The 23596-nt window shown below is 70.9% G+C and carries 20 protein-coding genes and 3 tRNA genes; 10 read left to right on the top strand and 13 right to left on the bottom strand.

Annotation, left to right across the window (positions count from 1 at the left end; all coding sequences use genetic code 11):
* Nucleotides 1-11 precede the first annotated feature (11 nt).
* The 7 genes from AB0D01_RS26630 to AB0D01_RS26600 all read right to left on the bottom strand — a co-directional run bounded on the left by AB0D01_RS26630 (nucleotide 12) and on the right by AB0D01_RS26600 (nucleotide 4579).
* Nucleotides 12-623, bottom strand: coding sequence for a response regulator transcription factor (locus AB0D01_RS26630; RefSeq protein WP_363059476.1), 612 nt, complete (start codon nucleotides 621-623; stop codon nucleotides 12-14).
* Nucleotides 620-1864 (bottom strand): histidine kinase, encoded by a 1245-nt coding sequence (locus AB0D01_RS26625; protein ID WP_363059474.1) that lies wholly within the window; start codon nucleotides 1862-1864, stop codon nucleotides 620-622. The genes AB0D01_RS26630 and AB0D01_RS26625 overlap by 4 nt, the downstream gene beginning before the upstream one ends.
* A gap of 60 nt (nucleotides 1865-1924) precedes the next feature.
* A complete protein-coding gene (locus AB0D01_RS26620) occupies nucleotides 1925-2686 on the bottom strand; it encodes an ABC transporter permease (RefSeq protein WP_363059472.1) in 762 nt (253 codons plus the stop codon).
* Nucleotides 2683-3699, bottom strand: coding sequence for an ABC transporter ATP-binding protein (locus tag AB0D01_RS26615; protein ID WP_363059470.1), 1017 nt, complete (start codon nucleotides 3697-3699; stop codon nucleotides 2683-2685). The genes AB0D01_RS26620 and AB0D01_RS26615 overlap by 4 nt, the downstream gene beginning before the upstream one ends.
* A 206-nt stretch (nucleotides 3700-3905) precedes the next feature.
* A tRNA-Gly gene (locus tag AB0D01_RS26610) sits at nucleotides 3906-3978 on the bottom strand.
* 79 nt (nucleotides 3979-4057) lie between these two features.
* Nucleotides 4058-4129 (bottom strand) — tRNA-Gly (locus AB0D01_RS26605).
* Nucleotides 4130-4261: 132 nt separating this feature from the next.
* Nucleotides 4262-4579, bottom strand: coding sequence for an Lsr2 family protein (locus AB0D01_RS26600; RefSeq protein WP_363059468.1), 318 nt, complete (start codon nucleotides 4577-4579; stop codon nucleotides 4262-4264).
* 321 nt (nucleotides 4580-4900) lie between these two features.
* Between AB0D01_RS26600 and purS the strand changes: the two genes are divergently transcribed.
* From purS to AB0D01_RS26575, 5 genes are all read left to right on the top strand, one after another.
* Nucleotides 4901-5152 carry a phosphoribosylformylglycinamidine synthase subunit PurS gene (purS, locus tag AB0D01_RS26595; protein ID WP_008740952.1) on the top strand — a complete coding sequence of 84 codons (252 nt, stop codon included), beginning with the start codon at nucleotides 4901-4903 and terminating at the stop codon, nucleotides 5150-5152.
* Between the two features lie 2 nt (nucleotides 5153-5154).
* Complete coding sequence (gene purQ / locus AB0D01_RS26590; RefSeq protein WP_363059466.1) at nucleotides 5155-5835, top strand: phosphoribosylformylglycinamidine synthase subunit PurQ; 681 nt, start codon at nucleotides 5155-5157, stop codon at nucleotides 5833-5835.
* On the top strand, nucleotides 5832-8081 hold the full coding sequence (gene purL, locus AB0D01_RS26585) for a phosphoribosylformylglycinamidine synthase subunit PurL (RefSeq protein ID WP_363059464.1): 2250 nt from the start codon (nucleotides 5832-5834) through the stop codon (nucleotides 8079-8081). Before purQ ends, purL begins: the two co-directional genes overlap by 4 nt.
* Nucleotides 8082-8256: 175 nt before the next feature.
* The gene (locus AB0D01_RS26580) at nucleotides 8257-9051 is read left to right on the top strand and encodes a sterol carrier family protein (RefSeq protein ID WP_363059462.1); all 795 of its coding nucleotides are present in this window, start codon (nucleotides 8257-8259) and stop codon (nucleotides 9049-9051) included.
* Nucleotides 9052-9102: 51 nt separating this feature from the next.
* Nucleotides 9103-9927: an META domain-containing protein gene (locus AB0D01_RS26575; protein WP_363059460.1), complete on the top strand. Its 825-nt coding sequence runs from the start codon at nucleotides 9103-9105 to the stop codon at nucleotides 9925-9927.
* 27 nt (nucleotides 9928-9954) lie between these two features.
* On the opposite strand, the gene AB0D01_RS26570 is transcribed toward AB0D01_RS26575, so the two are convergent.
* Both AB0D01_RS26570 and AB0D01_RS26565 read right to left on the bottom strand, forming a co-directional pair.
* Nucleotides 9955-11391, bottom strand: coding sequence for a sulfatase-like hydrolase/transferase (locus tag AB0D01_RS26570; RefSeq protein ID WP_363059458.1), 1437 nt, complete (start codon nucleotides 11389-11391; stop codon nucleotides 9955-9957).
* 115 nt (nucleotides 11392-11506) lie between these two features.
* Complete coding sequence (locus AB0D01_RS26565; RefSeq protein ID WP_363059456.1) at nucleotides 11507-11605, bottom strand: putative leader peptide; 99 nt, start codon at nucleotides 11603-11605, stop codon at nucleotides 11507-11509.
* A gap of 169 nt (nucleotides 11606-11774) precedes the next feature.
* Between AB0D01_RS26565 and purF the strand changes: the two genes are divergently transcribed.
* Nucleotides 11775-13292, top strand: a complete 1518-nt coding sequence (gene purF / locus AB0D01_RS26560) for an amidophosphoribosyltransferase (RefSeq protein ID WP_363059454.1) — start codon at nucleotides 11775-11777, stop codon at nucleotides 13290-13292.
* 90 nt (nucleotides 13293-13382) lie between these two features.
* A complete protein-coding gene (gene purM / locus AB0D01_RS26555) occupies nucleotides 13383-14453 on the top strand; it encodes a phosphoribosylformylglycinamidine cyclo-ligase (RefSeq protein ID WP_363059452.1) in 1071 nt (356 codons plus the stop codon).
* Between the two features lie 103 nt (nucleotides 14454-14556).
* Here purM and AB0D01_RS26550 read toward each other — a convergent pair whose 3' ends face one another.
* Entirely contained in the window at nucleotides 14557-14820 is a 264-nt protein-coding gene (locus AB0D01_RS26550; RefSeq protein WP_363059450.1) for a DUF3073 domain-containing protein, read from the bottom strand.
* A 276-nt stretch (nucleotides 14821-15096) separates the two neighbouring features.
* Complete coding sequence (locus AB0D01_RS26545; RefSeq protein WP_363059448.1) at nucleotides 15097-16206, bottom strand: Glu/Leu/Phe/Val dehydrogenase dimerization domain-containing protein; 1110 nt, start codon at nucleotides 16204-16206, stop codon at nucleotides 15097-15099.
* Between the two features lie 209 nt (nucleotides 16207-16415).
* Between AB0D01_RS26545 and AB0D01_RS26540 the strand changes: the two genes are divergently transcribed.
* The gene (locus AB0D01_RS26540) at nucleotides 16416-17270 is read left to right on the top strand and encodes a hypothetical protein (RefSeq protein WP_363059446.1); all 855 of its coding nucleotides are present in this window, start codon (nucleotides 16416-16418) and stop codon (nucleotides 17268-17270) included.
* 659 nt (nucleotides 17271-17929) lie between these two features.
* Nucleotides 17930-18136, top strand: coding sequence for a developmental transcriptional regulator BldC (bldC, locus tag AB0D01_RS26535; protein ID WP_003949541.1), 207 nt, complete (start codon nucleotides 17930-17932; stop codon nucleotides 18134-18136).
* A gap of 633 nt (nucleotides 18137-18769) precedes the next feature.
* On the opposite strand, the gene AB0D01_RS26530 is transcribed toward bldC, so the two are convergent.
* Together AB0D01_RS26530 and hrpA are read right to left on the bottom strand one after the other, a co-directional pair.
* Nucleotides 18770-18843: transfer RNA gene (locus tag AB0D01_RS26530), tRNA-Asp, on the bottom strand.
* 69 nt (nucleotides 18844-18912) lie between these two features.
* Nucleotides 18913-22836, bottom strand: coding sequence for an ATP-dependent RNA helicase HrpA (hrpA, locus tag AB0D01_RS26525; RefSeq protein WP_363059444.1), 3924 nt, complete (start codon nucleotides 22834-22836; stop codon nucleotides 18913-18915).
* Nucleotides 22837-22946: 110 nt separating this feature from the next.
* On the opposite strand from hrpA, the gene AB0D01_RS26520 reads away from it, so the two are divergent.
* Nucleotides 22947-23591 carry a hypothetical protein gene (locus AB0D01_RS26520; protein ID WP_363059443.1) on the top strand — a complete coding sequence of 215 codons (645 nt, stop codon included), beginning with the start codon at nucleotides 22947-22949 and terminating at the stop codon, nucleotides 23589-23591.
* Nucleotides 23592-23596: the final 5 nt, after the last annotated feature.

Below are 23596 nucleotides of genomic sequence, written 5' to 3'. Positions count from 1 at the left end.
CGCGAGAACCACTATACCCAACCTCGGGACCGTGCGAGACGCACTGCCGTGTGCCGGTTCTCGGCGCCCAGTTTCGTCGCCGCCGAGGACAGGTAGTTGCGCACCGTCCCCTGCGAGAGCGAGGCCCGTTCCGCGATCTCCGCGATGGGCGCCCCGTCCGCCGCGAGCTCCAGCACCTCGGCCTCCCGCGCGGTGAGCGGGGAGTCCCCCGCGCTGATGGCGTCGGCCGCCAACTCCGGGTCCACGTACCGCCCTCCGGCGTGCACGGTCCGGATCAGCTCGGCGAGCCGCTGCGCCGAGACCGTCTTCGGCGCGAAGGCCCGTACGCCGGCCGCGAGGGCCCGCTTCAGGTGGCCGGGGCGACCGTGACTGGTCACGATCATGGCCTTGCAGTCGGGGAGTTCGGCCCGCAGCGACGTGGCGACGCTCACACCGTCCGCCCCCGGCATCTGGAGGTCCAGCACCGCCACGTCGGGGCGGTGGGCCCGCGCCATGGCCAGGGCCTCGGGACCCGAGGCCGCCTCGGCGACGACGACCAGGTCGTCCTCCAGCGCCAGCAGCGCGGCCAGCGCCCCCCGGATCAGGTGTTCGTCGTCCGCCAGCAGTACTCGTACGGGGTTCACGCCCCCACCTCCATCGTGCGCACGCGCTGTCCCGTCACTTCGGCCCGCAGCCGGAACCGGCCGCCCCCGGCCGGCCCCGCCGTCAGGGTTCCCTCCACCGCCGCGAGGCGTTCCCGCAGCCCCGCGAGCCCGGACCCGGGGGGTCCGGCCGGGGTGTCGGGCACCCCGTCGTTCTCGACCAGCAGGGTCACGGAGCCCCTGGGTTCGCCGGCCGTCACCCGGATCAGGCAGCTCCGGGCGTCCCCGTGCCGCAGTACGTTCGTGGTGGCCTCGCGCACCACCCAGCCGAGCGCCGACTGCACCTCGGACGGCAGCGTCCGCACCGCGTCCGTACGGAACTCCACCCGGCAGTCCATCCCGGCGGCGCTCAGCACGCCGCGCGCGCCCTCCAACTCCACCGCGAGGTCGGCCTCCCGGTAGCCGCGGACCACGTCGCGCACCTCCCGCTGGGACTCCCGGGCGATCCGCTGCACCTCGATCATCTGGTCCACCGCCTCCGGGCGTTCGCGTCGGGCCAGTTGGACCGCCAGCTCGCTCTTGAGGGCGATCACCGCGAGGTTGCGGCCCATGACGTCGTGCAGGTCCCGCCCGAAGCGCAGCCGTTCCTCGGCGACGGCCAGCCGGGCCTGGAGCTCCCGGGCGTGGTCGAGTTCGTAGACCGTCCTCAGCAGCCACCCGGAGAACCCGCAGGTGAAGGCGAGGAAGGCGGTCGTGATCAGGATGGAGACGAAGTAGCCGATGATCTCGGTCACCGGCAGGCCCAGCACGGCCGCGGCCCCCGCGACGCCGATCGCCGCGGCCACGGGCACGACCCGCATGTGGCGCACGCGTTCCAGCGCGAGGACGAGGGCCCCGCAGCCGAAGGAGACCACCCCGGTCACCAGGGCGGGCGCCGCGGACTCGTCGAGCCGGTCGAGGCGGCGCAGCACCAGGAAGGTCGCGGCGGTCACGACGGTGACGAGGGTGACGACCACCGCGAGCCGCCCGGGCCGCGTACGGCGGCCGGAGACCCAGCCCAGTGCCTTCGAGGAGAGGACCCCGAAGAGCAGGCCGTGCACGAGGACCATCAGGAAGACGGCGCTCGCCACGGGCAGCGAGGTGTCGTTCTCGGGGGGCGCGAAGGCCATCAGCCCGAAGGAGCCGATCTCTATGAGCACGAAGAAGTGGAAGGACCAGCGCGTGTACAGCTCGACCTTCCCCGCGCTGCTGCGGTTCTTCCACCACCCGGTCAGCTTCGACACGGTTCCACGTCCCCCCGGTTGTTCCTCTTGCCCAAGCTCCGACGCGTCGAACGCGGCGGCCTAGCGGCGCGGTTCCCAGCGGAACCACTTCCGGACAGCAAACACGGTGACCATGATCCAGGCCAGTGTGGTGAGCGCGGCGACCGTGAGGTCCGCGCCGGCCGCGTCCCCGGACCAGCCGGCCCGTACGAAGGCCATCACACCGCTGAGCGGCAGCAGTTCGCAGGCCGAGGCGAGGGCGTCGGGCATCTTGTCGACCGGTACGAACATCCCCGAGCCCATGGCCGTGAGCAGGAACAGCGGCAGCGTGGTGAGCCCCGCACTCTCCACGTTGCGGGTGAAGGCGCTGGTCACGGCGGCCAGTCCGGCGAGCATCGGCACGGCGGCGACCACGGCCAGGGCCACCACGAGCGGGTTCGCGGGCATCGGGGCGCCCAGTACGGCCGCGCCGCCCACGGCGAGCACGAGGATCTGCGCGGCGGCGATGAACGCGGCCGGCAGCGCGGTTCCGGTGAGGATCTCCAGGTCGCGGGCCTCGCCGGTGCGCAGCCGCTTGAGGACCAGCTCCTCGCGGCGGGCGACGTAGGCGGAGACCAGGTTCATGTAGACGACGAGGATCAGGATCATGCCGATCCCGCCGGTCAGGGTGGCCTCGGCGAGCGCGGCGGCGCTGTCCCCGGGGACGGAGGAGCGCAGGACGACCACCATCGCCGCGGGCATCATCAGGGCGACGCCGAGGGTGGCGCGGTTGCGGACGAGGAGCGTCAGCTCGCTGCGGCCGAGGGCGGCCAGCCGGCCGGGGTTGAGGGTCGGTGCGTTCATCGGGTCCCCACCGTGGTGTCGTCGTGGGCGCGACGGCCCTGGGCGATGTCGAGGAAGGCCTCTTCGAGGGAGGCGGAGCGGGCGTCGAGGCCGGACAGTTCCACGCCGGCGTCGTGGGCCCAGCGCAGCAGGCGTCCGAGGTCGTCCTGGAGGCGTTCGGTACGGATCTCCACGCGCGGGCCGTCGGCGGCGGCGCGCAGCTCCAGCGGGAGCCGGCTCGCGGGCACCGCGGCGGGCAGGACGAAGCGGATCCGGGCCGGGTGGGTGGCGGTGACCTCGGCGGGGGTGCCCGTCAGGACGATCTCCCCCTCGTGCAGGATCGCCAGCCGGTCCGCGAGGGCCTCGGCCTCCTCCAGGTAGTGCGTGGTCAGCAGGACGGTGGTGCCCCGATCCCGCAGTTCCCGTACGAGGTCCCAGGTGTCGCGGCGGCCCTCGGGGTCCATGCCGGTGGTGGGCTCGTCCAGGAACAGCACCTCGGGCCGCCCGAGCAGGGCCAGGGCCAGGTCCAGGCGCCGCCGTTCGCCGCCGGACAGCTGCTTGACGCGTACGCCGGCCCGCGCGGCCAGCCCGACGAGCTCCAGCGCCTCGGCCGCCGGGCGGGCGCCGGTGGTGAGCCCGCCCCACATGCGGACGGTTTCGGCGACCGACAGGTCCGAGGGGAACCCGCCCTCCTGGAGCATGACCCCGGTGCGCGGCCGGACGCTGTCGCGTCGGGCGTGGGGGTCGAGGCCGAAGACGCGGACCCGCCCGCCGGTCGGCGCGGCCAGGCCCTCCAGCAGCTCGACCGTCGAGGTCTTGCCGGCGCCGTTGGTGCCGAGCAGGGCGAAGACCTCGCCGCGGCGCACGGAGAAGGAGACGCCGCGGACGGCTTCGAAGCCACCGCTGTAGGCGCGGCGCAGCCCTTCGGCCCGGATCACGGTGTCGGTCGCGACGTCGGTCGCGGTGTCGGTCGTGGTCGACGTCTCGGTCCCGGCGTCGGCGCCGGTCGTGGCGGGGGTCTCGGTGTCGGTCATGGCACAAGCCTCGCGGCGGCCGGAGGGCCGGAGCAGTGCGCGCTGTCATGACCCCCCATGACATTTGTCATCGCGTGTGACGTGCACCACAAAAGCCGCGCGTCGCGAAAAGGGAGGAAGGGAGGGGAGGAAGGGAGGGGGGAACGAGAGGAACGGAGGAAAGACGAAGGCCCCGATCGGATTCCGATCGGGGCCTTCGTTCTCTGAGCGGACGACGCGACTCGAACGCGCGACATCCACCTTGGCAAGGTGGTGCTCTACCAACTGAGCTACGTCCGCATGCTGCTCGGACACGAATGTCCTCGCGATGCGAGCATCACTCTACCTGATCCACAACCGTGATCGGTAAAGCGTGCAGAGCGGGTGACAGGGATTGCACACTGCGCCTCCCCCCTGGAAGGGGGGTGTTCTGCTACTGAACTACACCCGCACGACTCGTGGGCTTCGACCTTTCGGCTTGTCCCCTCGGCGTGATCCACACACTAGCCGATCCCTGGGGGTGGATGGCAAATCCGTCCCCGGTCCGCCCCCGGGCAGCCCCCGGCTCGCCCTCGGTCCGCTCTCAGTGGGCTTCGTCGTAGGCCTCGTAGACCCGCTTCGGGATGCGGCCGCGCGGGGGCACGTCCTGCTGGTTCGCCCGCGCCCAGGCCCGGACCACCGCCGGGTCCGGGGCCACCGCGGTGTGCTTGAAGGCCTTGCCCGAACGGGACTGCCGGCGGCCGGCGGCCACGAAGGGCGCGAGGCCCTTCCGCAGTTTCTTTGCGTTGGCCGCATTGAGGTCGATCTCGTACGACTTACCGTCGAGGGCGAACGTGACCGTTTCCGCCGCTTCTCCGCCATCGATGTCGTCGGAGATCGTGACTACTACGCGCTGCGCCACGGATATCGGTCCCTTCGTGCGCCGTCGCCGCCCGCTGACGTGCGGTGATGTCGCCTGTGTGGATGTTTCGGGGGAATCCGTCAAACCGTCGGAATCCCGGCTGATTCCTTTGTACCGCGATTCTCATTGAATTGCGAAGCCCAGTTAATTATCCCCGCGTGTCCCGCCGCAATCCCGGGCGCGCGGTTTTCCGGCGGATTTTGCGAAGCGTTGGTGAAGCCGAAACCGCCGCTCTCTCGGGGCCGTCCGATATCTACCCGCGTAGAAATTTTGGCCGGGTACGCTGAGGGAACCGCCTTCGCACCAACCACCTCATCGGGAGTGCCAGTGGCACGCGTCGTAGTCGACGTCATGCTCAAGCCGGAGATCCTCGACCCCCAGGGCCAGGCGGTGCAGCGTGCACTGCCGCGCCTGGGCTTCGAAGGGATCGCCGACGTCCGCCAGGGGAAGCGTTTCGAACTGGAGGTGGAGGGACCGGTCGACCAGGCCGCCCTCGACCGCATCCACAAGATGGCCGAAACGTTCCTCGCCAACACCGTCATCGAAGACTTCACCGTGAAGGTCGAGGCCTGACGGTGACCACACGCATCGGAGTCGTCACGTTCCCCGGAACGCTCGACGACCGTGACTCGCTGCGCGCCGTCCGCCTCGCGGGGGCCGAGCCGGTCTCGCTCTGGCACCGCGACAAGGACCTGCACCAGGTCGACGCGGTCGTCCTCGCGGGCGGCTTCTCCTACGGGGACTACCTGCGCGCCGGGGCCATCTCCCGCTTCTCGCCGGTGATGGAGACCATCATCGAGCAGGCCAGGGCCGGCATGCCCGTCCTCGGCATCTGCAACGGCTTCCAGGTCCTCACCGAGGCCCACCTGCTGCCGGGGGCGATGCTCCGCAACAACCACCTCCACTTCATCTGCCGCGACCAGAAGCTGCGGGTGGAGAACGCGGAGACCGCGTGGACCGGCGACTACACCGCCGGCCAGGAGATCTCCGTACCGCTCAAGAACATGGACGGCCGCTACGTCGCCGACGAGCGCACGCTCGACGAACTGGAGGCCGAGGGTCGCGTGGCCTTCCGGTACCTCGACGTCAACCCGAACGGTTCGCTGCGCGACATCGCCGGCATCACCAACGCCGCGGGCAACGTCGTCGGCCTCATGCCGCACCCCGAGCACGCGGTCGAGCCGCTGATCGGGACGGGCCGCACCGACGGCCTCCCGTTCTTCACGTCGGTCCTGAAGAAGCTGGTCTCCGCATGAGCCTCGACACGGTCAAGAACGCCACCGAAACCCCGGACGCCTCCCAGCCCTGGAAGGAACTCGGCCTCAAGGAGGACGAGTACGCCCGGATCCGCGAGATCCTCGGCCGCCGCCCGACCGGCGCCGAGCTCGCCATGTACTCGGTCATGTGGTCCGAGCACTGCTCCTACAAGAGCAGCAAGGTCCACCTGCGCCAGTTCGGCGAGAAGGTCCCGCAGAACGACGCCATGCTCGTCGGGATCGGCGAGAACGCCGGCGTCGTCGACGTCGGCCAGGGCTACGCGGTCACCTTCAAGGTGGAGTCGCACAACCACCCCAGCTACATCGAGCCCTACCAGGGCGCGGCCACCGGCATCGGCGGCATCGTCCGCGACATCCTCGCGATGGGCGCCCGCCCGGTCGCCGTCGTCGACCCGCTGCGCTTCGGCGCGGCCGACCACCCCGACACCAAGCGCGTCCTGCCGGGCGTCGTCGCGGGCATCGGCGGCTACGGCAACTGCCTGGGCCTGGCCAACATCGGCGGCGAGGTCGTCTTCGACGAGTGCTACCAGGGCAACCCCCTGGTCAACGCCGGCTGCATCGGCGTCATGAAGCACGAGGACATCCACCTCGCCAAGGCCTCCGGCCCCGGCAACAAGGTCATCCTCTACGGCGCCCGCACCGGCGGCGACGGCATCGGCGGCGTCTCGGTCCTCGCGTCCGAGACCTTCGACGACACCAAGCCCACCAAGCGCCCCGCCGTCCAGGTCGGCGACCCCTTCCAGGAGAAGCTCCTCATCGAGTGCACCCTGGAGATCTTCAAGGAGAAGCTGGTCGCGGGCATCCAGGACCTCGGCGGCGCCGGGCTCTCCTGCGCCACCTCCGAGCTGGCCTCCGCCGGCTCCGGCGGCATGCGCGTCGAGCTCGACACCGTGCCGCTGCGCGACGCGACGCTCTCGCCCGAGGAGATCCTCATGAGCGAGTCGCAGGAGCGCATGTGCGCGATCGTCGAGCCGCAGTACGTCGAGCGGTTCATGGAGATCTGCGAGAAGTGGGACGTCATCGCCACCGTCATCGGTGAGGTGACCGACGGCGAGCGCCTGGAGATCTTCTGGCACGGCGAGCAGATCGTGGACGTGCCCCCGGGCACCGTGGCCCACGAGGGCCCGGTCTACGAGCGTCCCTACGCCCGTCCCTCCTGGCAGGACGCCCTCCAGGCCGACGACGCCGGCGCGCTGGCCCGCCCGCAGAGCGCCGAGGAGCTGCGCGCGCAGGTCCTGGCCCTGGTCTCCTCCCCGAACCAGGCCTCCAAGTCCTGGGTCACCGACCAGTACGACCGCTTCGTGCAGGGCAACACCGTGCTGTCGCAGCCCGAGGACGCGGGCATGGTCCGCATCGACGAGGAGTCCAACCTCGGCGTGGCCATGGCCACCGACGGCAACGGCCGCTACGCCAAGCTCGACCCGTACGCGGGCGCCCAGCTGGCCCTGGCGGAGTCCTACCGCAACGTCGCCGCGACCGGCGCGAAGCCCCTGGCGATCTCCAACTGCCTGAACTTCGGCTCCCCCGAGGACCCGGACGTCATGTGGCAGTTCGCCGAGGCCACCCGCGGTCTCGCGGACGGCTGCCTGGAGCTGGGCACCCCGGTCACCGGCGGCAACGTCTCGCTGTACAACCAGACCGGCGACGTGGCGATCCACCCGACCCCGGTCGTGGCCGTGCTCGGCGTGATCGACGACGTCAACCGCCGCACGCCGATGGCGTTCGCGGAGGCCGGCCAGCTGCTGTACCTGCTCGGCGACACCGCCGAGGAGTTCGGCGGCTCCGCCTGGTCGCAGGTCGTCCACAACCACCTCGGCGGCCTGCCGCCCAAGGTGGACCTGGGCCGCGAGAAGCTCCTCGGCGAGATCCTGATCTCCGCCTCGCGCGACGGCATGATCGACGCCGCGCACGACCTGTCCGACGGCGGCCTGATCCAGGCGCTCACCGAGTCCTGCCTCAAGGGCGGCAACGGTGCGCGGGTCGTGGTCCCCGAGGGCCTGGACGCCTTCACCTTCCTGTTCTCCGAGTCCGCGGGCCGCGCCGTCGTGGCCGTCCCGCGCAGCGAGGAGCTCCGCTTCACCGACATGTGCGGCGCCCGCGGCCTGCCCGTGGCCCGCATCGGTGTGGTGGACGGCGAGGAGATCGAGGTCCAGGGCGAGTTCACCATCCCGCTGGCCGAGCTCCGCGAGGCCCACGAGGCGACGATCCCGGCCCTGCTGGTCTGATCGCCGACCGTACGGGGAGGCCGCACGGGGAGGTCGTACACCTTCCTCGTACGCCTTCCCGTACGCCCTCCTCGTACGCCCTTCCCGTACGCGCCCGAACCCCCGGCCCGGAGCCTTCCGGCCGGGGGTTCGGCCGTACCGCCGCCGGCGGCCCGAGCGCGAGTAGGGTCGGGGCATGCCGCCTGCCAAGAAGAAGCCGCGCAGCTACGACCCGGCGAAGATCCGCGCGGCCGTCACCGCGCAGTTCGGGCACGTCGCCGACGCGGTGCGCGACCTGACCCCCGAGCAGCTCGCGCGGCCCTCGGGCCTCGGGGAGTGGAGCGTCGCCGAACTCGCCGCGCACCTCGCGTGGATCGCCGATTCCCTGGCCCGCGGCCTGGACAGGCCCCCCGCCGCCGTGCCCGAGCTGGCCGCCGTCGAGTGGCCCTTCGCCACCGCCTCCCTCGCCGGGAGGATCAGCGAGGCGGCCCGCGAGACCCTGACGGGCGCCCCGCTGCCCGAGCTCTACGAGCGGGCCTCGGCCGCCCTGGCCGAGGGGTTGGCGACGAACCCGGGCAGCCGGGTGCTGGACCTGTGGATCGGCGACATGACCCTCGCCGACTTCCTGGTCACCCGGACCGTCGAACTGATCGTCCACACCGACGACCTGAACCGGGCCGTGCCCGGACTGGACGTCCCGCTCGACCGGCAGGCCCTGGCCGCCTGCACCCGACTCCTCGCCGACGCCCTCGCCGTCAAGGCACCCGGCGGTTCGGTCGAGGTCCGCGTCCCGCCCTTCGCGGTGGTCCAGTGCGTGGAGGGCCCCCGCCACACCCGCGGCACCCCGCCGAACGTGGTGGAGACCGATCCGCTGACCTGGATCCGCCTCGCCACGGGTCGGACCGACTGGGCCACCGCCCTCGACGGGGCCCTCGTACGGGCGAGCGGCGAACGGGCCGATCTGTCCGCACTGCTGCCGCTGATGGGCTGACGACGACCCGGGCGCGGGGAACCGTCCGGGCGTCCGCCCCGTCCCAGGGGCATGCGTACCCTCAGGCACCTGTCGACCGGATGGGCTTCGGCCCTCGTCCTCGCTCTCGCCCTCACCGGCTGCGGCCGGTCCGAGGACGGCGGGGGCGCCCCCCTTCCCGACCCCCAGGGCCACTGGTCCGTCGAGTCCCTGACCACCGGGGACCGCACCCTGCACGCGCCGCCCGCCGCCCGCGTCGACATCGGGGCGACCGAGGCCAAGGGCAACTACGGCTGCAACGGCTTCACGGCCGAGGTGGCCTTCACGGGCACCTCCGCCGTGACGGTCACGCCCGGCGCGAGCACCACCATGGCCTGTGAGAACACGGACTTCGAGACCGCGTTCGCCCGGCTGTTCAAGGGCCGGCTCACCATCGACCGCGGCCCCGACCGGCTCACCCTGAAGAGCGCCGACGGGAGCACGATCGCCCTGACCGCGCGCCCCCGGGACCCCGACGCCCCGCTCACCGCCACCCAGTGGGTCGTCGACTCCCTGGTCAGCGGCGGGACGGCCGCCTCCGTACCCGCCGAGGCGGCGGCGAAGGCCCGCTTCGCCCTCGCCGCCGACGGCGGGGCGAGCGGCAACCTCGGCTGCAACCGGTTCACCGCCCCGGTCACCCTCTCCGACCCCGCGGCCCCCGCCGGCTCCACCGTCACCTTCGGGCCGGTCACCTCGACCCGGATGGCCTGCGAGGGGCCGACGGGCGAGGTCGAACGCACGCTGACGAAGCTGTTCGCCGCCGGCCCGCTCACCGTGCGGATCCAGGGCGGGACCCTCGCGCTCACCGCCCGGGACGGTACGGGCCTCACGGCGAAGGCGACCTCGGCGGTCGAGTAGCGGCGACCCGCCCCGGCCGCGGACCCGTCAGCCCGGGTAGGGCAGCAGGCCGCGGTCGGTCTTCTCCCAGGACGCCCGCAGCTCGGCCAGTCGGGTCGGGTCCACCGCCGCCTTGTCGGCCTGCTCCCGCTGGTCCTTCGCCAGGTTGAACAGCTGGTCACGGCCCGACTTGCCGCGGTAGTACTTCCAGTCGCCCCGGCGCAGCGCCCGCTCCCCGCGCACCCGCCAGAACAGGTCCCGCTCGGCGGGCCGCTCGCCCCGCAGCAGGTACCCGGCCAGGCTCGTGCCGTCCAGCGGGTACGCGCGGTGCGGGCGGGTACCGGCCAGCTCCAGCAGCGTCGCCGTCCAGTCGGGGCTGAACACCGGCACCCGGCTGACCTGGCCGCCGTCGACCCGCGCCGGCCAGCGCAGGATGTTCGGGACGCGGATGCCGCCCTCTTGGAGGGAGGCCTTGTTGCCCGACAGCGGCCAGTTGTACGAGAACCGCTCGCCGCCGTTGTCGCTGGAGAACACCACGATCGTGTCGTCCTCCTGGCCGGAGCGCTTCAGGGCCTTCAGGACCTCGCCGACCGACCGGTCCAGGTCCTCGACCATCTGCTTGTACTTCTCCACCGAGCCGCCGTCCTGGTGCCACAGCGCCCGTCCGTCGCCCGCCTTGATCCGCCGGACGATCTCGGCGCTCTCCGCGGTGTCGCCCTCGGCGATCCACGGCCAGTGCGGGGTGGTGAAGTTGAGGTTCAGCAGCCACGGCTTGCCGCGGTGGTCCCGGGAGACGTACTCGCTCGCCCGCTCCGTGATGATCCGCGTGTAGTAGCGCAGGTCCTTGTACTCCGCGTCGCCCTCGTAGAGGTCGTACTCGCCGCCGAGGCCCAGCTTGGAGTAGTACTCCAGGGCCCCGCCGAAGTTCCCGAAGAACTCCTCCCAACCCGACCTGGTCGGGCTGTAGTCGGGCAGGTAGCCCGCGTGCCACTTGCCGATGAGCGCGGTGGAGTACCCGGCGTCCTTCAGCAGCGAGGCCAGCGTCGGGTGGGTCGGCTCCAGACCCACCGACTTGTCGGCTATCGGCTCCGCGAGACCGCCTTTGGTGCGGGCCGGGTAGCGCCCGGTGTAGAGGCTGAAGCGGGTCGGGGAGCAGGTCGCGGAGCCCGAGTAGGCGTCGGTGAAGCGGACCCCCTGGCGGGCCAGCCGGTCCAGGTTCGGGGTCTTGATGTGCGGGGACCCGTACGAGGAGAGGTCGGCCCAGCCGAGGTCGTCGCCGAGGATGAACAGGATGTTCGGACGGCGCGACGAGCGCCCCCGCGCGGCCCGGAACTCGCGCTCCTCGGGGGCCGCCGGGGAGGTGTTCTCCCGGGCGTCGGCGGCATGGGCCGGGGCCGCTCCCAGGCCCGCCGCGGCGACGGCCGCGGTGGCTCCCACGGCACCCCCGAAGGCGCGACGGGACAGCTTGCTCTCGTGTGAAGACACAGGTACTCCAAGGCACGGCTCGCCGCCCGCTCCGGGCGGGGCGCACGGAGGCGCGCGGCACGGCGGAGCGGGGCACGGCGGAGCGGAAATGTGAAAAGGGGAAGAAGAGTTGCGCTTAAGCGGGGCAGCGACGACAGATGGCGCTCGCGACACGGACCAGGTCCACGTGTCGGCGCTCGACGAGGGTGACGGCTCGGTCACCGAGGGGCTGCATGAGCCGGAAGCCTGTACGAACCCACAGGTCCCTGTCAACCGGTGCATTCCGGATGCCGAGACGGCCTTTCCGGTAACCCTCCGCACGGGTAGCCGGACTGTCCGCACTGTGACTTTTCCCGGCCGTCCCCAATTCGGACCAGTGGTCGATCTCGCCTACACTCGGTGGCGTGCCTCGTGGTGATGGACGACTCAACCACGACCTGCTCCCCGGCGAGAAGGGCCCCCAGGACGCTTGCGGCGTCTTCGGTGTCTGGGCTCCGGGTGAAGAGGTCGCCAAGCTCACCTACTTCGGACTGTATGCGCTACAGCACCGTGGACAAGAGTCCGCGGGCATCGCTGTGAGCAACGGTTCCCAGATCCTCGTCTTCAAGGACATGGGCCTCGTTTCCCAGGTCTTCGACGAAACCTCTCTCGGCTCGCTCCAAGGTCATATCGCGGTCGGTCACGCCCGCTACTCGACCACCGGAGCCTCCGTCTGGGAGAACGCTCAGCCCACCTTCCGGGCGACCGCCCACGGCTCGATCGCCCTGGGTCACAACGGCAACCTGGTGAACACCGCCGAGCTCGCCGAGATGGTCGCCGACCTCCCCCGTCAGGACGGCCGCGCCACCCAGGTGGCGGCCACCAACGACACCGACCTGGTCACCGCCCTCCTGGCCGGCCAGACGGACGACGACGGGAAGCCCCTGACCATCGAGGAGTCGGCCGCCAAGGTCCTCCCGCAGGTCAAGGGCGCCTTCTCCCTGGTCTTCATGGACGAGGGAACCCTCTACACCGCCCGTGACCCGCAGGGCATCCGCCCGCTGGTCCTCGGCCGCCTGGAGCGCGGCTGGGTGGTCGCGAGCGAGACCGCCGCCCTCGACATCTGCGGCGCCAGCTTCGTCCGCGAGGTCGAGCCGGGCGAGCTCATCGCGATCGACGAGAACGGCCTGCGCACCTCGCGATTCGCGGAAGCGAAGCCGAAGGGCTGCGTCTTCGAGTACGTGTACCTGGCCCGCCCGGACACGGACATCGCCGGACGCAACGTCTACCTCTCGCGCGTCGAGATGGGCCGGCGCCTCGCCAAGGAGGCCCCGGTCGACGCCGACCTGGTGATAGCGACGCCGGAATCGGGTACGCCCGCCGCCGTCGGCTACGCCGAGGCCAGCGGCATCCCGTACGGCTCCGGCCTGGTCAAGAACGCCTACGTCGGCCGGACCTTCATCCAGCCCTCGCAGACGATCCGCCAGCTCGGCATCCGTCTCAAGCTCAACCCCCTCAAGGAAGTCATCCGGGGCAAGCGCCTGGTGGTCGTCGACGACTCGATCGTCCGCGGCAACACCCAGCGCGCGCTCGTCAAGATGCTCCGCGAGGCCGGTGCGGCCGAGGTCCACATCCGGATCTCCTCCCCGCCGGTGAAGTGGCCGTGCTTCTTCGGCATCGACTTCGCCACCCGGGCCGAGCTGATCGCCAACGGCATGACGGTCGACGAGATCGCCACGTCGCTGGGGGCGGACTCGCTCTCGTACATCTCGCTCGACGCGATGATCGAGGCGACCACCATCCAGAAGCCGAACCTCTGCCGTGCCTGCTTCGACGGCGAGTACCCGATGGAACTGCCCGACCCGCAGCTCCTCGGCAAGCAGCTCCTGGAGACCGAGCTCGCGGGCGGTACCGACGCCGCCGACGCGCTCCGCCGCCCCTGATCGCCGCTCCACCTGCGCCGGGCCCCGTCTTCGAAGCTTTTCCCGGGGCCCTGCATCACCCGCAGTAACGACACGAAAGCTCTCCCTGTCATGACAGAGAAGACCACCGGTGCCAGCTACGCAGCCGCAGGCGTGGACATCGAAGCGGGCGACCGCGCCGTCGAGCTGATGAAGGAGTGGGTGAAGAAGACGCGGCGTCCCGAGGTCCTCGGCGGCCTCGGCGGTTTCGCCGGCCTCTTCGACGCCTCCGCCCTCAAGCGCTACGAGCGCCCCCTGCTGGCCTCGGCCACCGACGGGGTCGGCACCAAGGTGGACATCGCCCGCCAGATGGGCGTGTACGACACGATCGGCCACGACCTCGTCGCGATGGTCATGGACGACATCGTCGTCTGCGGTGCCGAGCCGCTCTTCATGACGGACTACATCTGCGTCGGCAAGGTCCACCCGGAGCGCGTCGCCGCCATCGTCAAGGGCATCGCCGAGGGCTGCGTCCTCGCCGGCTGCGCCCTGGTGGGCGGCGAGACGGCCGAACACCCGGGCCTGCTGGGCCCGGACGACTTCGACGTCGCGGGCGCGGGCACGGGCGTCGTCGAGCACGACGCCCTGCTGGGCGCCGATCGCATCCGTACGGGGGACGCCGTCATCGCGATGGCTTCCTCGGGCCTTCACTCGAACGGGTACTCGCTCGTCCGGCACGTCCTCTTCGACCGGGCCGGGATGTCCCTCGACAGCCACGTCGAGGAGCTCGGCCGGACCCTCGGCGAGGAGTTGCTGGAGCCCACCAAGATCTACTCCCTGGACTGCCTCGCCCTCACCCGGACGACCGAGGTCCACGCGTACTCGCACATCACCGGCGGTGGCCTGGCGGCGAACCTGGCCCGGGTCATCCCGGACCACCTGCACGCCACGGTCGACCGTTCCACGTGGACTCCCGGAGCCGTCTTCGACCTGGTCGGCAAGGCCGGCTCGGTGGAGCGCCTGGAACTGGAGAAGACCCTGAACATGGGTGTCGGCATGATGGCCGTCGTCCCGCAGGACTCGGTGGACGTGGCCCTGACCGCCCTCGCCGACCGGGGCGTCGACGCCTGGGTCGCCGGCGAGATCCTCGACCGGGGCGACCACGCCGAGGGCGCGACCCTGACCGGTTCCTACGCGGTCTGAGCAGCACTGAAACCCGGTCCGGGGTGAGGCCCCGGACCGGGTTTCGGCGTTATGTCAGCTGTGAAGAGTGTCAGCTGTGCGGACGGCGTGCAGAGACTGCGCGTCAAGCCCCGCGGCGGTGCGCCGACGGACCGGACTCTTCGTCCTCGTCGTCGTCGTCATCGTTGTAGAGATCCGCGTACTTGGCGTACGGGTCGTCGTCGTCGTCCAGATCGTCATCGACTTCGACCGGCGCGCTGATAGGCAGCGGCTCCGTCGGCGATGCGCCCAGCTCATTGGCCAGACGCGAGAGGTCAGTCCCGCCGCTGTTGTACTTCAGCTGGCGGGCGACCTTTGTCTGCTTGGCCTTGGCCCGGCCGCGCCCCATGGCTCGACCCCCTCGGTGACGGGGCTCGACGGCCCCAGAGTCTGACACGCGTTCATGGTTCGGAGCGGGCTCTCCGTGGAGAGACCGTCCGTAGGGGTTTAACGGTACCTGCTTCCGTGGCCATACGGTACGCCGCCCGCATGACGCGCCTCGTCACAGAACCAGCGGGACACCCCGTACTCGCTGGTCAGCTGCGATTTTAACGCTTTCCTGGCCCGCGACCCGCCGAAGCGCAGTGAGTTCCGTCTCGCCGCACCCCGGCGGGTCCCCGAAGGGCTAGGCCTTGCGCGCCGCGGCGCGGGCGGCGAGCGCGTCCGCCATCCGCTGCTCGGCGATCCGGTCGGCCGCGGCGGCCGGCGGGATGCCGTCGGCCTTCGCACGTGCGAATATGGCCAGCGTGGTGTCGAAGATCTTCGACGCCTTGACCTTGCAGCGGTCGAAGTCGAAGCCGTGCAGCTCGTCGGCGACCTGGATGACACCGCCCGCGTTCACCACGTAGTCGGGGGCGTAGAGGATCCCGCGGTCGGCGAGGTCCTTCTCCACACCCGGGTGGGCGAGCTGGTTGTTCGCCGCGCCGCAGACGACCTTCGCGGTCAGCACCGGCACGGAGTCGTCGTTCAGTGCGCCGCCGAGCGCGCAGGGGGCGTAGATGTCCAGGCCCTCCACGCGGATCAGGGCCTCGGTGTCGGCGACGGAGCTGATCTTCGCGTCGGGGTTGAGCTCGATGATCTCGCGGACGGACTCCTCGCGGACGTCCGTGATCACGACCTCGGCGCCGTCCTCCAGGAGGTGGCGCACCAGGTGCTTGCCGACCTTGCCGACGCCGGCGACGCCGACCTTGCGGCCGCGCAGCGTCGGGTCGCCCCACAGGTGCTGGGCGCTGGCGCGCATGCCCTGGAACACGCCGAAAGCGGTGAGGACCGAGGAGTCGCCGGCGCCGCCGTTCTCGGGCGAGCGGCCGGTGGCCCAGCGGGTCTCGCGGGCGACGACGTCCATGTCCGCCACGTAGGTGCCGACGTCGCAGGCGGTGACGTAGCGGCCGCCGAGGGACTCCACGAACCGGCCGTAGGCCAGCAGCAGTTCCTCGGACTTCAGCACGCCCGGGTCGCCGATGATCACGGCCTTGCCGCCGCCGAGGTCGAGGCCGGCGAGCGCGTTCTTGTACGACATGCCGCGCGCGAGGTTCAGCGCGTCGAGGACGGCCTCCTCGTCGGAGGCGTACGCGTGGAAGCGCGTGCCGCCGAGGGCCGGGCCCAGGGCGGTGGAGTGGATGGCGATGACGGCCTTCAGGCCGGTGGCTCGGTCCTGGCACAGCACGACTTGCTCGTGGCCGCCCTGTTCCGTGCGGAACAGGGTGTGCAGGACGCCGTCGGTCATTTCGGTCACGGTGGTGACTCCCATGGAAGAGATGCGGCGGAATGACGCCCGCCCTGCGGGTGGGGGGAGGGCGCGCTGGAAGCAGGGTAAGACCTGAGGGGCGCGCCGGTGACCCCTGTCCGGGGATCGGAACACTCCCGTGTCACGGGCCCCCGATCCGCGGCGTGTCGGGGCCCCGGGGAGGTGAACGGAGGCCCCGGGGTGGGGAGGAGGTGGGGGTGAACGCATCCCCCGAGCGGCGACCGGCTTCGGCGCGGCCCGCGCCGAATGTCCCGTACGCCTCCTACCTGCGCGTCTACGAGCCGCTCGCGGCCTTCGCCGAGCCGGAGCGCACCCACTGGGCGGACTACGCCCGGCGCGGGGCGAGCCCGACGGCCCAGGACGAACTGCGCCGTTCGCTCTCCGACTTGGTCCGGGTCCCCGTGGTGGGGGTCCCGGAGCGGGAGAGCGCCGACGCCTTCACGGCGCGGCTGAACGGGACCCTCGTGGTGTGTCCGTGGCGGACCCGGCTGCGCGGGTGGCTGGCGCTGCGGGAGCTGGTGGCGGAGTTCCCGCGCCCGGTGTTGGACGCGGCGCTGCCGCCGACGGTCCGGCGGCGGGCGCACGAGGAGTACGAGCGGTGGCGGGAGGGCCATCCCGACGCGCGGCCGTGGATCCGCACGGCGGTGTGGCAGGTGCCGTTGCGCTGGTTCGTGCTGGTGGCGGACGACGAGCGGGAGTACCTGCCGGGCGAACGGCTGCGCTACCGCACGCCGATGGTCCAGGCCCGGCGCCGGCTGGCGCGGGGCCTGCGCACGCTGCGGGCGGCGGAGGGGTACGGGGCGATGGCGGAGGGGCTGGTGGAGGTCGGCAGCTGGCTGGAGGAGTTCCATCCGCGCTCGATGGTCGAACTGGACTACGGGGGGCTGCCGCACGCGCTGCCGGCTGACGGTCTCGCGGCGGACCGCTCGGCACGTGACCTGGGACGCGCGCTGGAGGCCCTGCGCGCGGGCGACGCCGAGCGGGCCGCGGAAATCCATGCCGATCTGGCGCTCCGTTGGCGGGCGGTTCGGGAGAGACTGTTCGCGAACTAGGGCCGTGGTCCGGGACGCGGCCCGGGCGACGGCCCGGACGTGGTCCACACGACACCCGCGGGCACCCGTACGGATGTCCTTGCGGGCGGGGTGGGGACGGATGGAGACGGGTGACGACGCGGGCACGGAGCGTATCGCCCGTATCGGCCGTATCTTCGCAACAGCCATAAAGCGCAGATCAGAGGCCTGATCGCGACATTGGGGTCTTAGTTCCAGGACCTACGTCCCGATACGGGCCATTGGCCCAAGCGTGACGGACCGCACTATCTACACCCTTGCGCCCTTCCCCTACCCTCGTGCCAAAATAGGACAAGGAGTCCGGGGAGGGTTCCTTCCGTCCAACTAAGGGCGGAATGCTCGGTATTGCACTCTATGGGGGGTCTGACGACTCCTGATCGCTCTGTGACTGATCGTTACAGTGGGGTGACTGTCCGTTATGGGACGGTCCATCGGCTTCCGCCGCTGATGAACACCTCGGAGGGCAATTCCATCGGTTTGGCCGTCGAGGCTGGACGGATGGTGTAGTTGTAGTGCCGAGGACAAGCCGTTCGTCCTATAACCGACTCGGCCTGCGTATGTCCATTTCGGGCAACGTGGGCCAAGGTGCAGAATTTAGAGGAAAGAACCGAGATGGTTCGGTTCTCCCGAGGAGGCCGCTCATGACCGCTCGCACCCCTGATGCCGAGCCGCTGCTGACCCCGGCTGAGGTTGCCACGATGTTCCGCGTGGACCCGAAGACGGTCACCCGCTGGGCCAAGGCTGGCAAGCTCACGTCCATCCGCACCCTGGGTGGACACCGCCGTTACCGCGAGGCCGAGGTTCGCGCACTGCTCGCGGGAATTCCGCAGCAGCGCAGCGAGGCCTGAGGTCGCGTAGCACCACAGTTTTAAACGGGTTCGAAGCGGGTCCCCCAATCCGATGAAACCCAAAGGCTTCAAACGGCTGGTCCTGCCCCAACAGGCTCATTGCCGTTCGATCGCGCTGGACTCCGCCGGGTCCAGCGCGATCTTTTTTATGCCCGGACGGAGGTCCGGAGGCGTGCCGCGCGAGGGTCGCCGGGCAGGGTGCCATTGCACATATTAAATCGAGCGGGCGTATGAGTCCGATAAACGTGCGCATCTCAAAAACTCGTGTGGTGACTCCCGTCACAGCTGATAACTCTTGTACATCCGGCATTGCACCCCGTAAGGGGATGGCTCGGTGCAGAGCGACTCGTGCGAACGGGGGATTTTCCCGGTACGGGACCGCCCCGGGCCCCGGCCCCGTCGGCGGCCCGCTGGGGGCCGAACGGTCGGACGGGGCTCCTCTGGTGGGCGGCCGGCGCGACAGGCCCCCTGGGGCCCCTTCAGGGCCCTCGCCGCATCCGCTGGTGATCATGATCGGGTCGGGTCGCCGGCGACGCCGCCCGACGGAGCCCCGGGCCGGCCGGCGGTGCCCGGCGATGTCCGACAACGCGTCAGGGCCCGCATCCCTGGGGGATGCGGGCCCTGACGTTTCTGCGAACCTGACGGGACTTGAACCCGCGACCTCCACCTTGACAGGGTGGCGAGCTAACCAACTGCTCCACAGGTCCTTGATTCGCGGCCGCTCGGCGGCTGCGAATCAGACTGTACCCCAGCTCAGGGGGTGCAGTCGAACCGGATCACGGCGCCGCCGCGTCCACCGCCTTCACGATCCGCTTGTCGGAGATCGGGTACGCCGTCCCGAGCGCGTGCGCGAAGTAGCTGACCCGCAGTTCCTCGATCATCCAGCGGATCTCCGTCACCGTCTCCGGCACCGGCCGCCCCTGCGGCAACTGCTCCAGCAGCCACAGGTACTCGTCCCGCATCTCGTGGACCTTCTGCATGCGCGTCGTGTCCCGCTGGGCGCCCGTCGGCATCTGCTGGAGGCGCCGGTCGGCGGCCACCAGGTACCGCATCAGGTCCGGCAGCCGGCGCAGTCCGGTCAGCGTCACGAAGCCCGCCGGCATCAGCGCCGCCAGCTGCTGCTTCACGTCCGCGACGTTCGCCATCAGCGCCAGGCTGTTGGTCGCCTTCAGCCGCCGCTCGCAGGCCTGCCAGGCGGCCAGCACCTGCTGGACCTGGCCCACCGTCCGCACCGTCGTGTCCACCAGGTCGGCGCGTACCGCCTCGTAGAGCCGGCGGAAGCCCGCCTCATCCCAGGCCGGCCCGCCGTGGTCGGCGATCAGCCGGTCGGTCGCGGCCGTCGCGCAGTCGTCGAAGAGGGCCTGGATGGAACCGTGCGGGTTCCGCGACAGGGCCAGCTTCTGCTGGTTGGTGAGCTTGTCCGAGGCGAACTTCGCCGGGTTCACCGGGATGTTGAGGAGGATCAGCCTGCGCGTGCCCAGCCACATCGCCCGCTGCTGCTCGACCTCCGTGTCGAAGAGGCGTACGGAGACGCTCGTCCCCTCGTCCACCAGCGCCGGGTAGGCCTTCACGGGCTGGCCGGCGCGCCGGGTCTCGAAGACCTTCGTCAGCGAGCCGATGGTCCAGTCCGTCAGCCCCGTGCGCTCCAGCGACTCCCCGCCCGAGCGCTCGGCGGTGGCCGCGGCGGCCTTGGACAGGGCCTGGCGGGCCTTCGGCTTCAGCGACAGCCGCAGGCTCTCCAGGTCCTTGTCCTCGGCGAGCGTCCGGCGCCGCTCGTCGACGATCCGGAAGGTGATCTTCAGGTGTTCGGGGATCCGGGTGGTGTCGAAGTCCTCGGCCGTCACCGGGACCCCGACCATCCGGTGCAGCTCGCGGGCGAGCGTCACCGTCAGCGGCTCCTGGAGCGGGTGGGACGTCGCCAGGAAGCGGGTCGCGTAGTTCGGGGCGGGTACGTAGTGCCGGCGGATCGGCTTGGGCAGCGAACGGATCAGCTCCGTCACCACCTCCTCCCGCAGGCCCGGGATCTGCCAGTCGAAGCCCTCGTCGGTGACCTGGTTCAGCACCTGGAGCGGGACGTGCACGGTCACGCCGTCCGCGTCCGTGCCCGGCTCGAACTGGTAGGTCACCCGGAACTTCAGCTGCCCCTGGCGCCAGCTGTCCGGATAGTCGGCCTTGGTGACCCCGGCCGCCTTCTCGGTGAGCAGCATCTCGCGCTCGAAGTCGAGGAGTTCGGGCTCCTCGCGCTTCTTGTGCTTCCACCAGGAGTCGAAGTGCGCCCCCGACACCACGTGTTCCGGGATGCGCTGGTCGTAGAAGTCGAAGAGGGTCTCGTCGTCGACCACGATGTCCCGACGCCGGGCCCGGTTCTCCAGCTCCTCGACCTCGGTCAGGAGCCTGCGGTTGTCGGCGTAGAACTTGTGGTGCGTACGCCAGTCGCCCTCGACCAGGGCGTTGCGGATGAACAGCTCCCGCGACACCTCCGGGTCGATCCGCCCGTAGTTGATCTTCCGCTGGGCGACGATCGGCACCCCGTACAGGGTCACCTTCTCGTACGCCATCACGGCCGCCTGGTCCTTCTCCCAGTGCGGCTCGCTGTACGTGCGCTTGATCAGGTGCTGGGCGAGCGGCTCCACCCACTCGGGCTCCACCTTGGCGTTCACCCGCGCCCACAGCCGCGAGGTCTCCACCAGCTCGGCCGACATCAGGAACTTCGGCTGCTTCTTGAACAGCGAGGAACCCGGGAAGATCGCGAACTTCGCCGAGCGTGCACCGAGGTACTCGTTCTTGTCGGTGTCCTTCAGACCGATGTGCGACAGCAGACCGGCCAGCAGCGAGATGTGGATGTTCTGCTCGGCACCGTCGGCCTCGTTGACGTGGATGCCCATCGTCTTGGCGACCGTGCGCAGCTGGGAGTAGATGTCCTGCCACTCGCGGATCCGCAGGAAGTTCAGGTACTCCTGCTTGCACATCCGGCGGAAGGAGGAGGAACCCCGCTCCTTCTGCTGCTCGCGGACGTAGCGCCACATGTTCAGGAACGACAGGAAGTCGCTGGTCTCGTCCTTGAAGCGGGCGTGGTTCTGGTCGGCCTGCGTCTGCTTGTCCGAGGGCCGCTCGCGCGGGTCCTGGATGGACAGCGCCGCCGCGATGACCATGACCTCGCGCACGCAGTTGTTCTTGTCCGCCTCCACCACCATGCGGGCCAGCCGGGGGTCCACCGGCAGCTGCGACAGCTGCCGTCCCATCGGGGTGAGCCGCTTGCGGTGGTCCTTCTCGGCCGGGTCCAGCGCGCCCAGCTCCTGGAGCAGCTGCACGCCGTCGCGGATGTTGCGGTGGTCCGGCGGGTCGATGAAGGGGAACTTCTCGATCTCCCCCAGCCCCGCGGCGGTCATCTGGAGGATGACGGAGGCCAGGTTCGTCCGCAGGATCTCCGCGTCCGTGAACTCCGGACGGGCGTTGAAGTCGTCCTCGGAGTACAGCCGGATGCAGATGCCGTCGCTCGTACGACCGCAGCGGCCCTTGCGCTGGTTGGCGCTGGCCTGGCTGATCCGCTCGATCGGCAGCCGCTGCACCTTCGTGCGGTGGCTGTAGCGGGAGATGCGGGCCGTGCCCGGGTCGATCACGTACTTGATGCCCGGGACGGTCAGGGAGGTCTCGGCGACGTTCGTCGCCAGCACGATCCGCCGACCCGTGTGCTGCTGGAACACCCGGTGCTGCTCGGCGTGCGAGAGCCGCGCGTACAGGGGGAGCACCTCGGTGAAGCGCAGCTTCCTCTTCTCCAGCGCGTCCGCCGTGTCCCGGATCTCCCGCTCGCCGGAGAGGAAGACCAGGATGTCGCCGGCGCCCTCGCCCTGGAGCTCGTCGACCGCGTCGCAGATCGCCGTGATCTGGTCGCGGTCGCTCTCCTCGGAGTCCTCCTCCAGCAGGGGCCGGTAGCGCACCTCCACCGGATACGTCCGGCCGCTGACCTCGACGATCGGGGCGTCCCCGAAATGCCGGGAGAAGCGCTCCGGGTCGATCGTCGCGGAGGTGATGACCACCTTCAGGTCCGGGCGCTTGGGCAGCAGCGTCGCCAGGTAGCCCAGCAGGAAGTCGATGTTCAGCGACCGCTCGTGCGCCTCGTCGATGATGATCGTGTCGTAGGCGCGCAGCTCGCGGTCCGTCTGGATCTCGGCGAGCAGGATGCCGTCCGTCATCAGCTTCACGAAGGTCGCGTCCTGGTCCACCTGGTCGGTGAACCGGACCTTCCAGCCGACCGTCTGGCCGATCTCCGACTTCAGCTCCTCCGCGATCCGCTCCGCGACGGTGCGCGCCGCGATCCGGCGGGGCTGGGTGTGCCCGATCATGCCCCGGACACCGCGCCCCAGCTCCATGCAGATCTTGGGGATCTGCGTGGTCTTGCCGGAGCCGGTCTCGCCCGCGACGATCACGACCTGGTGGTCGCGTATCGCCTCGGCGATCTCGTCCTTCTTCTGGCTGACGGGCAGGTTCTCGGGATACGTGACCTCCGGCATCCGCGAGGCACGGCCGGCCAGTCGCGCGGCGGCCTTCTCGGCCTCCGCTGCGATCTCGTCGAGCACGGCCTGCTTGGCCTCGGGCTTGCGGATGCGGCGGGCGCCTTCGAGGCGGCGGCCGAGGCGGTGCGCGTCACGGAGGGAGATCTCACCGAGAAGCGTCTGCAGGGCGGCGAAGGAAGTAGACATACCTGATCGAGGATCTCACCTGGGTGCTGTGGGTGGCGAACGCATTTGTGTCCCTCCCCGTACCATTTCGGGACGAGTCCCCCCGATGCGCCAGTGAGAGGCAGCCCACCTTGTCCCGCCGCCGCTCCGTGTGCTGCCTCCTGGCGGCCGTCCTCGCGGTGCTGCTGGGCACGCTGCCCCCGACCGCCGCGGCCGCACCGGCCCCAGCGGCCGCGGCGTTCCCGGTGGTCGCACCGGCCTCGGTGGACGTGGCGTTCGCGGTGGCCACGCCGGCCACGGAGGCCGCGACGTTCCCGGTGGTCGCACCGGCCTCGGTGGCCCCGGTACTCCCGGTGGCTCTGGTGGCCGTCGAGGCCCGGGACGTCGCGGAGGTCGCGCGGGCCTCGGGGGTCGCGCGGGCCTCGGGGGTCGCGCGGGCCTCGGGGGTCGCGGAGGTCGCGCGGGCCCCGGAGACCCCTCGGGTCCCGGCCGCCGCGCCGGCCCCCGCCTCCGCCCCGGCCCCCGCGCCGGGCTTCGGCCTCGCGCCGGCCCTCGCGGGCGTCGGGCAGGGGCCCGCCTGTGCACCCGGCTCCCCCGCCCGCGACCACACCCCCGCCGTCCCGCCCCGCGCCGGCCACGACCACGCGCCGCTCCCGGCCGCCCGCCCCGCCCCCGAGGCGCAGCGCCCGCAGCCGACGGAGCCCGTACGCGTCCTCGTACGCGGACCCGTGCGTCCCGCGCCCGGCCCCCTGGAGCTGTCCGTGCTGCGGGTCTAGGAGTA

The organism is Streptomyces sp. NPDC048606, from assembly GCF_040650855.1.
Classification (GTDB): domain Bacteria; phylum Actinomycetota; class Actinomycetes; order Streptomycetales; family Streptomycetaceae; genus Streptomyces.
Note: the sequence above shows the minus strand (reverse complement) of the source record. Positions and strands in the feature narration are given on the sequence as shown.